Source organism: Chelatococcus caeni (assembly GCF_014196925.1).
Taxonomy (GTDB): Bacteria; Pseudomonadota; Alphaproteobacteria; order Rhizobiales; family Beijerinckiaceae; genus Chelatococcus_A; species Chelatococcus_A caeni.
In genome coordinates this window covers 125,102-141,313 of record NZ_JACIEN010000004.1, presented here as the reverse complement: position 1 = coordinate 141,313, position 16,212 = coordinate 125,102, and the positions used below count along the sequence as shown (strand labels likewise).

Annotated in this window: 5 protein-coding genes and 1 pseudogene; all 6 read right to left on the bottom strand. The window is 69.4% G+C overall.

Features of this window, described 5'->3' with window-relative positions:
- Nucleotides 1–30: 30 nt before the first annotated feature.
- The 6 genes and pseudogenes from glgB to glgX all read right to left on the bottom strand — a co-directional run bounded on the left by glgB (nt 31) and on the right by glgX (nt 16,193).
- Nucleotides 31–2,274 carry a 1,4-alpha-glucan branching protein GlgB gene (glgB, locus tag GGR16_RS16785; RefSeq protein ID WP_183317343.1) on the bottom strand — a complete coding sequence of 748 codons (2,244 nt, stop codon included), beginning with the start codon at nt 2,272–2,274 and terminating at the stop codon, nt 31–33.
- Nucleotides 2,271–5,546 carry a maltose alpha-D-glucosyltransferase gene (gene treS, locus GGR16_RS16780; protein WP_183317342.1) on the bottom strand — a complete coding sequence of 1,092 codons (3,276 nt, stop codon included), beginning with the start codon at nt 5,544–5,546 and terminating at the stop codon, nt 2,271–2,273. Before treS ends, glgB begins: the two co-directional genes overlap by 4 nt.
- A pseudogene (locus GGR16_RS16775) lies at nt 5,543–7,552 on the bottom strand (alpha-1,4-glucan--maltose-1-phosphate maltosyltransferase); the annotation flags it as partial. The gene treS and the pseudogene GGR16_RS16775, both read right to left, overlap by 4 nt.
- Nucleotides 7,515–12,284 (bottom strand): malto-oligosyltrehalose synthase, encoded by a 4,770-nt coding sequence (gene treY / locus GGR16_RS16770; protein WP_183317341.1) that lies wholly within the window; start codon nt 12,282–12,284, stop codon nt 7,515–7,517. The gene treY and the pseudogene GGR16_RS16775, both read right to left, overlap by 38 nt.
- Nucleotides 12,281–14,095 (bottom strand): malto-oligosyltrehalose trehalohydrolase, encoded by a 1,815-nt coding sequence (treZ, locus tag GGR16_RS16765; RefSeq protein WP_183317340.1) that lies wholly within the window; start codon nt 14,093–14,095, stop codon nt 12,281–12,283. Before treZ ends, treY begins: the two co-directional genes overlap by 4 nt.
- Nucleotides 14,061–16,193, bottom strand: a complete 2,133-nt coding sequence (gene glgX, locus GGR16_RS16760; protein WP_183317339.1) for a glycogen debranching protein GlgX — start codon at nt 16,191–16,193, stop codon at nt 14,061–14,063. Before glgX ends, treZ begins: the two co-directional genes overlap by 35 nt.
- Between the last annotated feature and the right edge of the window lie 19 nt (nt 16,194–16,212).

Sequence of the window (16,212 nt, the reverse complement as noted above, 5' to 3'; positions counted from 1 at the left end):
GAGCCGCGCCGCGTCGCATGGCCGCTGCCATCACGGCCGGATCCGGCGAAGGAAAAGCGTCGCGAGCGGCGGCAGTGTCAGCGACAGGTGGTAGGGCCGGCTCTGCGCCGCACCTTCCCGGGCCTCCACGGCGCCGAGGTTGCCCACGCCCGAGCCGCCGTAGGCGCTGGCATCGGTGTTGATGATCTCGCGGTAGATCCCCGGCCGCGGCACGCCGACGGCATAGCCCTCCCGCGGCACCGGCGTGAGGTTGCAGACGACGATCACGATGTCCTCGGCATCGCTCCCCTGGCGCAGGAAGGCGAGGACGCTGTTGGCGGCATCGTCCGAGACGATCCACTCGAATCCCTCCGGCTCGCAGTCGCGCTCGTGCAGCGCCGGCACGGTGCGATGCGCGCCGTTGAGATCGCGCACGAGGCGCTGCACGCCGGCGTGGAAGGGATCCCCGGTCAGGTGCCAGTCGAGGCTAGTGTCGTGATCCCACTCGCGCTCCTGCGCGAACTCGCCGCCCATGAACAGCAGCTTCTTGCCCGGATGCCCCCACATGAAGCCGTAGTAGGCCCGCAGGTTGGCGAAGCGCTGCCAGCGGTCGCCCGGCATGCGGCCGAGGAGCGAGCCCTTGCCGTGCACGACCTCGTCGTGGCTGAGCGGCAGGATGTAGTTTTCCGAGAAGGCGTAGAGCATCCCGAAGGTCAGGTCGTGATGGTGGAAGCGGCGGTGCACGGGGTCGTACTGCATGTAGCGCAGCGTGTCGTGCATCCAGCCCATGTTCCATTTGAACCCGAAGCCGAGGCCGCCGTGGTCGGGCGGTCGCGATACGCCGGGCCAGGCGGTCGATTCCTCGGCGATGGTGACGATGCCCGGCGCCGCCGTGTAGGCGGCGTGGTTCATCTGCCGCAGGAAGGCGATGGCTTCGAGGTTCTCGTTGCCGCCGTAGCGGTTGGGCACCCATTCGCCGGGCTGCCGGCTGTAGTCGAGATAGAGCATGGAGGCCACGGCATCGACGCGCAGCCCATCGAGATGGTAGCGCTCCAGCCAGAAACGGGCGCTTGCCGTGAGGAATGTCCGGACTTCGTCGCGACCGTAGTTGTAGATGTAGGTGCCCCAGTCGAGGTGGAAGCCCTGGCGCGGATCGGCATGTTCGTAGAGCTCGGTGCCGTCGAAATCGGCGAGACCGTGCGGATCGTTGGGGAAATGGCCCGGCACCCAATCGAGGATGAGGCCTATGCCATTCGCGTGCGCCGCGGCGACGAAATCGGCGAAGTCTTCCGGCGTGCCGAAGCGGCGCGTGGGCGCGAACAGCGACACGGGCTGGTAGCCCCACGAGCCGTCGAAGGGATATTCGGTGATCGGCAGCAGCTCGATATGGGTGAAGCCGAGATCGCGCACGTAGGGCAGGAGACGCTCGGACAACTCGCGATAGGTGAGATAGCGGTTGCCCTCCTCGGGCACGCGCGCCCAGGAGCCGAGATGGCATTCGTAGATCGCCATGGGCCGGCGGCGCGGATCGCCCGCCTGCCCGCGCTCATCGAGCCACGCGTCGTCACCGGCGGGCCGGCGCAGGGGCCCGTGCAGCACCGAGGCGGTCGCCGGCGGCGCTTCCGCGGCCAGGGCGAGCGGGTCGGCCTTGAAGTGAAGATTGCCGTGCGCGTCCCTGATCTCGTACTTGTAGCGCATGCCAGGCGACAGGCCGGGAACGAACAGTTCCCACACGCCCACGTCGTGCCGCAGCCGCATGGGGTGGCAGCGGCCGTCCCAGTCGTTGAAATCGGCGATGACGCTGACACGCCGGGCATTCGGCGCCCAGACGGCGAAGCGGAAGCCGTCGATCTCGCCGAGCCGCGTCGGCCTCGCCCCGAGGATATCGGGATACGCCGCCGTGTCGCCCGTCTTGAGAGCCGCGATCTCGTCGTCCGTGATCGCCGCGAAGAACGCATAGGGGTCGTGCCGCACCTCGGTCCCGGCCGCCCGCTCCACCTGCAGGCGGTAGTCGGGCCTGTCGGCCTGGCCGAGGCGCGCGACGAAAAGCCCGGCCGTATGGACGCGGACCATCGGCGCGAGCACTGTCTCGCCGTCGGCGCCGAGAAGCCGGGCCGCGTCGGCTTCCGGCAGCATCGCGCGCACCTCCCATGTGCCGACCGAGACCCGGTGCGGCCCGAGCACCGCGAACGGGTCGCCGTGATCGGCACCGACGAGTGCCGTGATCTCGGCCTGCGAGAGGGTCGTCGGGACGACTTTCTGCGTTGCCCCCGGCTTGTTCTCTGTGGGTCTCATGTCCCCACTCCTTGGCGCAACAGGTCGAGGACGCCGCGCACCGGCGTGCCGATCCACGCCGGACGGTGCGCCGCCTCGTAGCAGATCTCGTAGAAGGCCTTGGCGAGAAGGAAGAGGCGCAGCAGCCCGAGGCGCCGTTCCTCCTCGGCGATCCACAGGGGATGGCCGGCCGCCGCAGCGGCATAGGCCTCGAGGAACACGTCCTGCGTCAGCCGGCGCTTGTGCTCCGCCACATCCGCGATGCGCCGATCCGCATCGGGGAAACGCTGGCGGACCTCCTCGGCGGCCGTGTCCGCGAGATAGGCGAACGACCGCAGCATGCCGGCCACGTCGCGCAGGGGCGAGGTCTTGGCACGCCGCTCGTCGGCCGGCCGCGCGGGCTCGCCCTCGAAGTCGACGATCACGACGTCGTTCTCCGAGATGAGCACCTGGCCGAGATGGAAATCACCGTGCACGCGCATGCACAGCCCGGCCGGCCGGATGCGGGCGCTGCGCTGCAGCAGTGCTTCCGCCTGGCCGCGGCGGGCGAGCAGGTCCGCGATCGCTTCCCGCGCCCGTTCGGGGGCCTGCGAACGGAGTTCCTGCAGGGCGCTGAAAGCCCGTCCTGCCAGCGCGAGCGCGTCGTCGGCGACGGCCGCAACGTCTTCGGCCGCCAGCGGCGCGGTGCGGAAGGCGGGATCCTCCGTCGGCGTGGCGAGGGCAAGGTGCAGTTCGGCGGTGCGGCGCCCGAGCAGGTCGAGGTAGCCCCGCAGGTCGCGGGCCGAGATCCCGGCCGCGATCGCTTCGGGATGGCCGTTCAGCGGCTTGTTGAGGGCGACATGCTCGAGGTCCCGCTTCAGGGCTTCCAGCGACCAGGACCAGGCATCGCCCTGGTTGGCGACGAAGAGCTGCAGGACGGCGAGCGCCGTCGGTGTGCCGTCCTGTTCGACATATTCCAGCGTGCCGAGGAGCCCGGGCGTATTGCGGTAGCCGACCTCGGTCAGAAAGCGCCCCACTTCGAGCTCGGGATGAATGCCCGGCTGCAGCTGCCGATAGAACTTCATGACCAGCTTGTCGTCGAGCGCGATGGACGTGTTCGATTGCTCGAGCCCGAGGCGCCGGGGCGTGAGCTGGTCCTCAGGGGGAAGGCGCGCGAGGAACTCCGCCAGCTGCGGCATGGGCGTGAAGCGCATTTCCCCCTTTCTGGCCGGGATCCGTTCGCCCCGTTCGATGGCGGCGAGCATGGCGGCCGGGAATTCCGCCGTGGCCGTCGCGTCGACGAGCAGTCCGACGCGGGCGCCCCGCCGCACGCGCGCGAGCGCATAGGGCATGAGCGGCTCCGCCTCGTGATCCTCGATCGAGAGCGGTGCGAAATAGCGTTTGGGCGGCTGACCGCGCCCACTCGTCGACAGGAGGGCGAGCGGGAAGGCCTCGCGCCCCGTGCCGTCCTGCAGGATGGCCATGTCGAGGGAGACGTGCGGCCGCCCGCCGACCGACGCGAACCAGCGCTGGCCCGCGAGGAAGGGCGGCGCGATGTTGGTCTCGAAGGCGCTGCACTCGCGCCCGTCGAAGAGGGAGGCCGCCGCGCCGCGCATGACGAGCGTGAACAATTCGTGCATCGGCCGCGGCCCGAAGCGCGCCTCCTCCGCCGGCACGGTCACGATCTTGAACCAGAAGAAGCTGTGCGCCGGCAGCGTCAGGAGATAGGGCAGCTCGCCGAAGGGTGGAAACTGCTCGCCGGTCGTCATCTCGCAGGGCGCGTAGCCGACGAATTCCGACAACTCCAGCTCCACCGCCTGCGGTGCGCGCGAGAGATTGGCGACGCACAAGATGCGCTCGTCGTCGAGCTCGCGCAGATAGGCGAGCACGCGGCGATTGGCCGGGAACAGGAAGCGCAGCGAACCGCGCCCGAAGGCCTGGGAGGTGCGGCGCACCGACAGAAGGGTCCTGAGCCAGTGCAGCAGGCTCGGGAGGCTGCGGTACTGGGCCTCCACATTGACGGCGGTGAAGCCGTAGATCGGGTCCTGGATCGGCGGAAGGAACAGCCTCGCCGGATCGGCGCGGCTGAAGCCGCCGTTGCGGTCGGGTGACCATTGCATCGGCGTGCGCACCCCGTCGCGGTCGCCGAGATAGATGTTGTCACCCATGCCGATCTCGTCGCCATAGTAGATGACCGGCGTGCCCGGCATCGACAGCAGGAGGCTGTTCAGGAGCTCGATCTTGCGCCGGTCGTTGCCGAGAAGGGGCGCGAGCCGGCGCCGGATGCCGAGATTGATGCGTGCCTGCCTGTCGGAGGCGTAGAACGACCAGAGATAGTCACGCTCCTGGTCGGTGACCATCTCGAGCGTCAGCTCGTCGTGATTGCGCAGGAAGATGGCCCATTGGGCGCCCTCGGGGATCTCGGGCGTCTGGCGCACGATGTCGGTGATGGGATGACGATCCTCCTGCGCCACGCCCATGTACATGCGCGGCATGAGCGGGAAGTGAAAGGCCATGTGGCATTCGTCGCCCTCACCGAAATAGGGGGCGGTGTCCTCCGGCCACTGGTTCGCCTCGGCGAGCAGCATGCGGCCGGGGAATTCGGCATCGAGCGCGGCGCGGATGCGCTTGAGGACGGCGTGGGTCTCCGGCAGGTTCTCGCAGTTCGTTCCCTCGCGCTCGATGAGATAGGGAATGGCGTCGAGCCTGAGGCCGTCGACACCCGTGCGCAGCCAGAAGCGCATGATGTCGATGACCGCCTCGACCACCCGGGGATTGTCGAAGTTGAGATCCGGCTGGTGGCTGAAGAAGCGGTGCCAGTAATAGGCCTTCGCGACCGGATCCCACGACCAGTTCGACGGCTCCGTGTCGAGAAAGATGATGCGGGCGTCGCGATATTTCCGGTCGGTGTCGGACCAGACATAGAAATCGCGCCAGGCCGAGCCGGGCCGCGCCCGCCGCGCCCGCTGGAACCACGGATGCTGGTCCGAGGTGTGGTTGATGACGAGTTCGGTGATGACCCTGAGCTCGCGCTCGTGCGCCTCGCGCACGAAGCGGCGGAAGTCGCGCATGGTGCCATAGGCCGGGTTGATGCCGCGATAGTCGGCGATGTCGTAGCCGTCGTCGCGCAGCGGGGAGGGATAGAACGGCAGCAGCCAGATGGCGGTGACGCCGAGATCCTTGATGTAGTCCAGCTTCTGGATGGCCCCTTCGAAGTCGCCGATGCCGTCGTTGTTGGCGTCGAAGAACGACTTGATGTGCAGCTGGTAGATGATGGCGTCGCGGTACCAGTACGGATCGCTGCGGTCGATCATGGCCGTGCCTCCGCGGGTGGCACGAGGCGCCAGACGACGACCGGGTTGTGGGCCGGATCGAGCGCGATGCGGTGCACCTTGCCGTGCAGCGTGAAGCGGCCGCCGAAGATGAGGTCCTCCGCGTCGATTGCGGCGTCGTCCGGCAGGCCGAACTCCCACAGCGGCACCTCGTAGTCGCATTCCTGCCGGTTGTGCGGATCGAGGTTGGCCAGCACCATGACCGCGTTGTCCCGGGCGGGAGTGATGCGGGCGTAGGCCAGCACCTGGTCGTTCCAGGCGTTGAGGACGAGGATGTTGCGAAAATCCTGCAGCGCGCGGTTGTCGCGCCGGGCGAGGTTGAGCTTGCGGATGTGGTCGCGGATGTTGCCCGGCGCATCCCAGTCGCGCGCCCTGAGCTCGTATTTCTCGGAATCGAGATATTCCTCACGCCCGGGCAGCGGCGCCGCCTCGCACAGCTCGAAGCCGGAATAGAGGCCCCAGCTGCTCGACAGAGTGGCGGCGAGCGTCGCCCGGACGACGAAGCCCGGGCGCCCGCTGCTCTGCAGGTAGTAGGGATTGATGTCGGGCGTGTTGACGAAGAAGTTCGGCCGGTAGCATTCGGCCATGTCGCCGCTCGTCAGCTCGCGCATATAGGTCGTGAGCTCGGCCTTGGTGTTGCGCCAGGTGAAGTAGGTGTAGGACTGCTGAAAGCCGACCTTGGCCAGCGCCCGCATCATCTTCGGCCGGGTGAAGGCCTCGGAGAGGAAGATCACGTCCGGATGCCGGCCGTTCACCTCGGCGATGAACCATCGCCAGAAGGGCAGCGGCTTGGTGTGCGGATTGTCGACGCGGAAGATGGTGACGCCCTGCTCGACCCAGAACAGCACCACGTCGCGCAGCGCCTGCCAGAGGGAGATCTGGCCGTGGCCGTAGAAGTCGACGTTGACGATGTCCTCGTACTTCTTGGGCGGGTTCTCGGCATGTTTGAGCGAACCGTCCGGCCGCCAGTCGAACCATTCGGGATGTTGCTTGATCCACGGATGGTCGGGCGAGCACTGGATGGCGAAGTCGAGCGCGATCTCGAGGCCGTGGTCGCGCGCGGCAGCGACGAGGCGCCGGAAATCCGCGATCGTGCCCAGTTGCGGATGCACGGCATCGTGCCCGCCCTCGGGCGAGCCGATGGCATAGACGCTGCCGACATCGTCCGGCGCAGCCGTGAGGCTGTTGTTGCGGCCCTTACGGTTGGTGGTGCCGATGGGATGGATCGGCGGGAAGTAGAGGACGTCGAAGCCGAGGTCGCGCACATAGGGCAGGCGGGCGATGACGTCGTCGAAGGTGCCGTGGCGCTGGCCGTCGTTGGCGGCGGAACGCGGAAAGAGCTCGTACCAGGCTGAGAAGCGCGCCTTCGGCCTTTCGACGACGACCGTCCGCTCGCCGGCAAAGCGCGTAAGGTCGAGCCGCTCACCCCAGCGGCCGATGAGCTCGGCATTGGCGGGATCGAGCAGCATGGCAAGATGCTGGTCGGCGTGGGCGGCCTGCACCGCCGTCAGCAGCTGCGACAGGTCCACCGCCTCGGGCCCTTGCGCAAGACCGACGGCCGCCCTTGCGATTTCGACGCCCTCGATGGTCTCCAGCGTCAGGTCGCGCCCCGCGGCCTGCTTGACCTTGACCTCCTTGAGCCAGCTCGCGAAGGGATCGCGCCAGGCCTCGATGGTGAAGACGTAGCGGCCTGTCTCGGTGACGGTGAAGGAGCCGCTCCAGCGGTCGTTGTCGCGCGGGCGCATCGGTGCATGGCGCCAGCCCTCCTCGTCCGCCTTGCGATAGAGCAGGGCGGCAGCGATGACGTCATGGCCGTCACAGAAGATGTCGGCAAAGACCTCGACCGTGTCGCCGATGATGCGCTTGACCGGCGTGGCGCCGCAGTCGACCTCCGGCCATACGTGCTCGATGGCGATACGGTCGGCCGCCGGCGGCCAGGGGAACGGGGTCTCATCCGCCATCTCGCGTCTCCAGGAGCACTGCAACCGGCAAACGAGCGAAGAGTTCCCGCAAGGCTCCGCGCTGCGCCCGGCGCCCCGTCAGCACGTCCGTCCAGGTGCCGGGCGGCAGGTCCACGGCGGTGTCGTGCCAGATCTCCGCAGGCGGCAGCAGGCCTTCATCCTCGTCGAGGAGAGCCGCGAAAAGGCGGCCGACCACCACGACGAGCCGCGCCCCTTCCGCGCCACGCATGAAGGCGAGCCCGTGCCTTTCACGCGCGCCGCTGACGGCGAGGGGGCGATAGTCCCCCTGGGCGAAGAGTGCCGGATGGGCGGCCCGCAGCTGCAGAAGGCGGGCGAGCAGCGCCTGCTTGACGGCGCCGCTGCGCCAGTCGCGCAGCAGGTCGGCGGGACCGGCGCGCGCGGCGACGTCGAGCGCCGCCCGACGCGCCGCATAGTCGACGGCACGGCGGTTGTCGGGATCCACCAGCGACAGATCCCAGAATTCGCAGCCCTGGTAGATGTCCGGGATGCCCGGCACGGTGCACTTCAGCACCGTCCGCGAGAGGCTTGCCGCCGCTCCGAGCCGGGCGAGGCGCCGGGCGAGGGGGGCGAACGCGTCGAGGAAGGGCGAGCCCGGCACGATGAGCCCCGCGAGAAGCTGTTTCGCCGCCGCCTCGTAGCCGGTGTTGACGTTGAGCCAGCTCGAATGGCGCTTGGCCTCGCGCAGCGCCTTCTCCGCATAGGCCTGGAGGCGGGCGAGAAAGTCCGTGCAATCCGCCGCACCGGCGTCGTCCAGCATGGCGATGGGCCAGGCGCCGAGGATCGTCTGCAGCAGGAGATATTGATCGTTCGCATCCGGCGCCGGCCGGTCGTCGATCTCCGTCAGCAGCGGCCGCACGACGCGCCGCCAGCGCTGCCAGGCGCGCGACCATTGTGCCGGCATTTCCGACAGGGCGGCGATGCGCAGGCGGGTGTCCTCGCCGCGCTTGGTATCATGCGTCGCCGTGGCGGTGAGCGCATGCGGCCAGTCGGCCGCCCGCGTGGCCATGGCGCCGTGGAAGGCCTGGCGCGGAACGCCGAAGCGGCCGGGATCGCTACCGACCTCGTTGAGCGGGACGAGCCGCACCCAGCGATAGAACAGGGTGTCTTCCAGGCTCTTGGCCATCACGGGGCCGGTGAGCTGCTGAAAGCGCGTGCGCAGATCCGCCTCGGTTTCCGCGCCACCGGCAAGCAGGCGCGCGGCGATGAAGTCGTGGGCCGAACCGTCGGGCAGCCGCGTCCTGCCCTTGGCGGCCGCGACGGTGGCGGCGATGATGCGCCGATCCTCCGGCGACACCGCCTGCCCGTCGAGATAGGTGCGATAGACCGGCAGCGCGGCGACGATCTCCGTCAAGGCCCGCCGCAGCGTGTTGAGCGAGAAGTCCCGCGTGTGCCGGTCGGCATCGGCAACGTCCTTCAGCCGCGCGGCGAGCGCGTCGCGTTCTCCGGCGAAGAGCGTGTCGAGGATCATCGCCTTGACCGTGCGCAGGTCCTCCTCGACATCTCCCGCGATGCCGGCGGCACGGCGGTAGATCCCGTCCATCGACCGTTCACGTGCGCTGTCCACGAAGACGCCGTCCAGCAGGCCGAGCACGTCGTAGCCGGTGGTGCCGGCGATGGGCCAGCGGCGCAGCTCCTCGCCGGGCTCGAGGATCTTCTCGGCGACGATATAGACCTCCGGTCCGACCTTCCGGCGAAGGGCCGCCAGATAGCCGGCGGGATCGGCGAGGCCGTCGATGTGGTCGATCCGCAGGCCCGCAACGACGCCGTCCCGTACGAGACGGGCGATCAGGGCGTGGGTGCGCTCGAAGACCGCCGGCTCCTCGACGCGCAATCCCGCAAGGTCACTGATGTCGAAGAACCGGCGGTAGTTGATGGCATCGGCGCCGACGCGCCAATGCACCAGCCGGAAGTGCTGCGCCTCGAGCAGCCGGTGCAGGCACGCGGGCTCGCCATTCACGGCCTCGACCCGGGCGGCGATGGCCGCTGCCACTTTCGCGTCCCGGGCGATGGCGGCGATGTCGGCCTTGACCTCCTGCGCCAGCTCCAGCGCGTGGGTCCCGTCCGTGGCCGCGAGGCTCCGGAGCGTGTCGACGGCCGCCGCGAGGGCAGGGTGCCCGCCGAGGACCGGGTCGAGGATCATCGGATAGGTCGGCGGCGAGAGCGGGAAACGATGCTCCCAGTACCAGACGCTGAAACACCCCTCGGCCGCCTCGAAGGCGAGCTTCAGCTCGCCCTTGTCGAGGGCTTCCCCGTAAGGCGAACCGAGGGAGGCGACGACGAGCTTGCCGTCTGCCCCGGGCCGGCGCCAGTCGATGTCGAAGGCCTGGGCCGCCGGCGACCGGGGCCCCCATTCGAGCACCGACAGCCAGTCGCGGTTGTCGGCGCCGCCGATGCCCATGTGGTTCGGCACGATGTCGAGGATGAGGCCGAGGCCGTGCTTGGCGAGCGCCCCGCCGAGCCGTCGCAGGCCTTCCTCGCCGCCGAGCTCCGCGCTGACCGCCGCGTGGTCGACGATGTCGTAGCCGTGGGTGGAGCCGGCCCGGGCCTGGTGGATCGGCGAGGCATAGGCGTGGCTGATGCCCAGTTCCGACAGGTAGGGCACGATCGCGCCGGCACCGTCGAAGGTGAAGTCCCGGTTGAACTGCAGGCGGTATGTCGCGCGCGGAACGGCGGAACGGCGCGGCACGGCGGCGGGAGACCGCCCTTCCTCCGCGATCGCCGCTGCCGTGCGCGCGAGCGTCCCGCCTGCGGCAAACAGCGCTTCGTTCGTCATCGACAGGCGCCGCCGCCAGTTCGGATATTCGTCGACCGTGCCGGGAAGGTTGGCCTGGTCCATCTCGCCCGCCATGTCCTCGAGCTGTACGGCGACGAGGGCGCTCGCCGTACGCGCCAGAAAGCGCGTCGCCGCCTCGAGCGGCGGGGCCTGCGATGGCTCCGGGGGTGCGAGCCCTTCCTCGGCGAGCGCGGCGGCGAGGGCGGCGCGGTCGCGCGCCCGCCTGCGCCGCTCGTCCTGGGCGCGGCGGCGGCTGAAGATGCCGAGCCTTTCGCGCGCATCGACATCGGCGGCCGCCCACCAGCCGCGGAAGGTCGGCAGATCGTGCGTGCTCATCGCCGCGAGCGCCGAGGAGGGATAGTTCCGGGGCGAGCGGAAGCCGCCGTCCCCCGTGCGCTCGAAGGGCAGGAGCCGATAGCTCAACAGGCCGGAGGCGATGATGGCGTCGGAAAAACCTTCGGGCGCCGTGCCGAGGTCCTCGGCGATGACGAGGCAGCGGGCCCGATGGCTCTCGATGCGCAGCACCGCGAGCAGCGCATCGAAGGGATAGGTGACATAGGCGCCGTCGGCAGCCGTTGCGCCGGCCGGGATGACGAACAGGCGCTGCAGCTGGAAGGCATGGTCGATGCGGATGGCGCCGGCATGGCGCAGGTTGGCGGCGACGAGGGCGCGAAAGGCGGCAAAGCCGTCCATGGCCATCGTCAAGGGGTTCGGCGGCGGCAAGCCCCAGTTCTGCCCCTGAGGGCCGAGCAGGTCGGGCGGGGCGCCGGTCGTGAGGCCCTGCGCGAAGGCGGCGGGCTGGGCCCAGACCTCGGAGCCGGCCCCGTCCGGCCCCACCGCAAGGTCGCGATAAAGGCCGACGGGCATGGCCCGCGCCCGCTCCGCCGCCGCGGCGAGCTGCCTGTCCGCCTCATACTGAAGCCAGGCGTGGAAACGCACACGCTCGGCCTGCGCCGCGGCAAAGTCACGGACCTCCCGTGCGTGGCAGTCGCGGAACGGCGCCGGCCAGTCGCCGCTCCAGCGGCATCCCTGGTCGCGGAAATGCTCCGACAGCGCCTCGAAGATCGCATGCAGCGTCAGCGGCTGCCCGCGCTTCTCGACGAATTGCGCGAAGGCGGGATCGTCCCCGCCGCGGCGCTCTCGCCACAGGCTCTCCAGCACGGCGGAGCGATGCCGCCAGGCGGCTTCGTAGTCCACCAGAAGGCTGTCAGCGGAGGGCCCGGCGCCAGGCGCTGGCGGCGTCCGGCCGTCGACCGCCGCCGGGTCGATGTAGAGCGGATCGAGGAACAGGCGCGACGATGGCGAATAGGGCGAGATCTTGCTCCGGTCCGACGGAAAGAGCGCATGCAGCGGGCTGAGGCCAACGAAAGCAGCGCCGAGATCCGCTGCCCGGGCAGCGACATCGCCGATGTCGCTCAGGTCTCCTATGTCCTCCCCGGGGGGCGAGCGCAGGCCGTAGACCTGGGCCGTGATGCCCCAGAGCCGCTCGCCCCGCTCCAGGGCCTCCGGCTGCCAGCACCGTGGGGGCGCAACGAGGAGCCAGGTAGCGGCATCTTCAGGCGCGTCGGCAAGTTGCAGGCGATAATAGCCGGCGCCCAGCGGCGGCAGGGCCAGCGCCGCGCCCGCCTCCGTCACGACGACGTCGACGGTCCTGTCGATCGGGGCGCCGCCCTCGTCGGTGATCCGCACCCTGCGCCTGCCCGGCTGGGACGGACCCTGCCAGGGCAGGTGGCTCGGCTCCTTGGCGCGAGCGACGAAATAGGGCGGCAGGGATAGCCGCTTCTGCGCCTCCATGACCTCCAGGCTGTCGGCATCAAGGCCGAATGCGGCGAGGATCGCCCGGCGCGTCGCGATGGAGGGGCGGCGCAGGCGCCCGAACCCGTCGACATGGCGCGGCGCGATGCCGACCGCATCGGCCACCTTGGCGAGGCGGGCGTCGAGCCCGGCGACACGACGCGCCGTCATGGCCGGGGGCTGGCGAAAAAAGCCGCGCACCAGGCCGGCAGGATGCACTCGTCTCCTTCCAGCCGGGCAGGTTCGCTCATGGAGATCGCGGTGGATTGGTCAACGCCCGAGAGCGTCAGCGGCGCGTCGCCCACATTGAGGATGAAGCGCAAGGTGCCGGCCTCGAAATGCCAGGAGACGTCCAGGCAATAGGGCGTCGGTAGATCCCAGCGGGCGTCGCGAAAGCCGGAACGCAGCAGGGGCAGCACGTGCGCCTCGCGCAAGGCGAGAAGGCGCCGCACCTGCCCGAGGATGGGCGCATGCGGCGGGTGCTCCCGCTCGTTCCAGTCGATGCGGGAGCGGCCGAACGTGTCTTGCGCATTCGGATCCGGGATAGTCTCGGCGCGCGCCGGATCGGAGAAGCCGGCGCCTTCCGCGAATTCACGCCGCCGCCCCTCGCGCACCGCCCGGGCGATATCCGGCTCCTCCGCATAGTCGACGAAATAGAGGAAGGGGCTCGTGCTGGCCCATTCCTCGCCCATGAACAGCATCGGCACCTGGGGTGACAGCAGCAGCGCGGCCCGCGCGGCGGCGAGGCGCTGCTCCGGCACGAGCGTCGTCAGCCGCTCGCCGAAGGCACGGTTGCCGATCTGGTCGTGGTTCTGCAGGAAGGCCACGAAGGCAACCGGCGGCAGATGGCGCGACGGCTCGCCGCGTGGTGCGCCCTTGCGGAAGCGCGAGGGTTCGCCCTGGTAGACGAAGCCCTCGGCCAGGGCCCGGCCGAGGGCCCGAAGCGGGGCGTCGCCATAATCCGCGTAGTAGCCCGAGCTTTCGCTGGTGAGCACGACATGCCAAGCGTGGTGCAGGTCGTCGTCCCATTGGGCCGTGTAGCGCCGCGCCACTCCCCCCGAGCGCTCGAGATGACGGGCTTCGTTGGCATCGTTCTCGAGCACCAGATGCACGTGCCGGTCCGGGAAGCTCTCCCGCACCGCCCTGGCGATGTCGTCGAGAATGTGCGGGTCGCTGTCGTCGGCGATGGCATGGACGGCATCGAGCCGCAGGCCGTCGAGATGGAACTCCTCAATCCAGTAGAGCGCGTTGTGGATGAAGAAATCGCGCACCGGCGCGTTGCCGCCCTCGAAGTCGATGGCCTGGCCCCAGGGCGTCGCATGGCGGTCCGTGAAGAACGGCGCGGCATAGGCGTGGAGATAGTTCCCCGAAGGACCGAAGTGGTTGTAGACGACATCGAGCAGCACCATGAGCCCGAGGCTGTGCGCAGTTTCGACGAGGCGCTTCAGGTCGTCCGGCGTGCCATAGGCATGATGCGGCGCAAACGGCAGGACGCCGTCGTAGCCCCAGTTGCGCAGGCCCGGACATTGCGCGACCGGCATCAGCTCGACGGCGGTGATGCCGAGGCCGGCAATGTCCGGCAGCTGGCCGGCGAGCGCCGCGAAGGTCCCGTCGGGCGTCGCCGTGCCGACGTGCGCCTCGTAGAGGACGGCCTCTTCCCACGGCCGCCCGCGCCAGCCGCCATCGCGCCAGTCGAAGGCCTGCGGGTCGACGACGAGGCTGGGGCCGTGAACGCCGTCCGGCTGGCGGCGCGAGGCCGGATCGGGCACGACCAGCGTGCCGTCGATGACATAGCGGTAGCGGGTGCCGGCCCGCGCCTCCGGCACGAGCAGGCGGCGCCAGCCGTCGCCCGCCTCCGGCATGTCGACGCGCTGACCGTCGAGATCGAGCGCGACGGAGCGGGCCGTCGGCGCCCAGAGCGAGAAGGTCGTGCCCTCGTCGGAGAGCTCAGTGCCGAAGGGCATCGGGTGCCGGCGGCGCATCCTCGTCCTCCTCCGTGGGCGCGTGTTGAAACAGCTGCAGCGAGCGGGCGCCGAGCACGAGTGGATCCGCGGGCGTCAGGGGGGCTGCGTCGGCGGCCGGGCTCCCGTCCGGCGTGGCGCTGTCGAGGACCGGGATCCAGCGCCCGTCCCCGAACTCCTCCGGCAGGCTGAAGGAAACCTCCTCCGGCGCGGCGTTGAGCAGCAGGAGGAAGCGGACCGCGTCCGGCGCATCGTTGCCGAACTGCACGCCGAGCGTGCGGCGAAGATCCTCGTCCCAGTCGCTCTCCGTCATCTCCCGGCCTTCCGGGGCCAGCCAGTAGACGTCCTTGAGCCCGTTCGTGGCGCGGCCCGAGTAGAAATTGCGCCGCCGGAAGGCTTCGAAGCGCTTTCGCAGCGCGATCGTGCGGCGCATGAAGTCGATCATGGCCCGGTCGCCGCCGTCGTCATCCCAGGCGAGCCAGCTCGTCTCGTTGTCCTGGGCATAGGCATTGTTGTTGCCGTTCTGCGTGCGCGACAGCTCGTCGCCCATGAGCAGCATGGGCGTGCCCTGCGAGAGCAGCACCGTCGCAATCATGTTGCGCTTCTGGCGCGCGCGCAGGGCGATGATGTCCGGATCGTCGCTGGGGCCCTCGACGCCGCAGTTCCAGGACAGGTTGTGGCTGTGCCCGTCCTGATTGTTCTCGCCGTTGGCCCCATTGTGCCGCCGGTCGTAGCTGACAAGGTCCTGCAGGGTGAAGCCGTCGTGCGAGCAGACGTAGTTGATGGACGCCCAGGGGTGTCGTCCGGACGGCCGAAAGCACAGGGCCGAGCCGGCCAGCGCATCGCCGAGCGCCGGGAGCTTGCCGGGGTCGCCCCGCCAGAAGCTGCGGACGGTATCGCGGAAACGGTCGTTCCATTCGCTGAACCCGGGCGGAAAGCCGCCGAGGCGGTAGCCCTCGTGGCCGACGTCCCATGGTTCCGCGATGAGCTTGACCTTGCTCAGCGTCGGATCCTGCCGGATGGCCTGCAGGAAGCCGGCATGGTCGGAAACGTCGTAGGGATCGCGCAGGAGGGTCGCGGCGAGATCGAAGCGGAAGCCGTCGACATGGTACGAATTGACCCAGTGCCGCAGCGAATCCATGACGAGCTGCAGGACGCGCGGGTGGCTGAGGTTGAGGCTGTTGCCGGTACCGGTGGCGTCCCAGCAGTGTCGCCGGTCGTGCGGTGACAGCTTGTAGTAGACGGCGTTGTCGATGCCGCGCAGCGACAGGGTCGGCCCGAGCTCGTTGCCTTCGGCCGTATGGTTGTAGACGACGTCGAGGATGACCTCGATACCCGCATCGTGGAGGGCATGGATCGCCGCGCGCAGGCCGTCGGTGCCGGCGCTGCCGTGATAGCGCGGCTCGGGCGCGAAATAGGCGAGGGTGGAATAGCCCCAGTAGTTGCGCAGGCCCTTTTCCGTGACGAAACGATCGTCGACGAAGGCCTGGATCGGCATCAGCTCGACCGTGGTGATGCCCAGGCGGACGAGATGCTCGAGAATCAATGGATGCCCCAGCGCCTCATAGGTGCCGCGCAGCGGCTGGGGAAGCTCCGTGCGCAGCTGGGTGAGCCCCTTGACGTGGGCCTCGTAGATCACCGTGTCCTTCCACCGGGTGCCCGGCGGCGCATCCGCCCCCCAGTGGTGGGCGGGGTTTCCAACCACGGCCTTCGGCATCAGGCGGGCACTGTCGCGCCGGTCGAAGGTGAGGTCGGCACGGGCGGAACCGAAGCGATAGCCGAAGAGCGCGTCGTGCCAGCGCACGCGGCCGGACAGCTGGCGCGCATAGGGGTCGATCAGCAGCTTGTTCGGGTTGAAGCGATGGCCGTTGTGCGGTTCGTAGGGCCCATGGACGCGATAGCCGTAGAGCTGGCCCGGATAGACCCCCTCGAGATAGCCGTGCCAGACCTGCTCGGTGAGGCAGGGCAGGGGGATGCGATGAATCTCGCGCAGGCCCGTCGCCTCGAAGAGGCACAGCTCGACCTTGCTGGCGTGGGCGGAAAAAAGGGCGAAGTTGACGCCCTTCCCATCCCAGGTGGCGCCCAGCGGAAAGGGGGAGCCGTCGTCGATGGCGAACATTATCCAGCCCCAGTTGCCG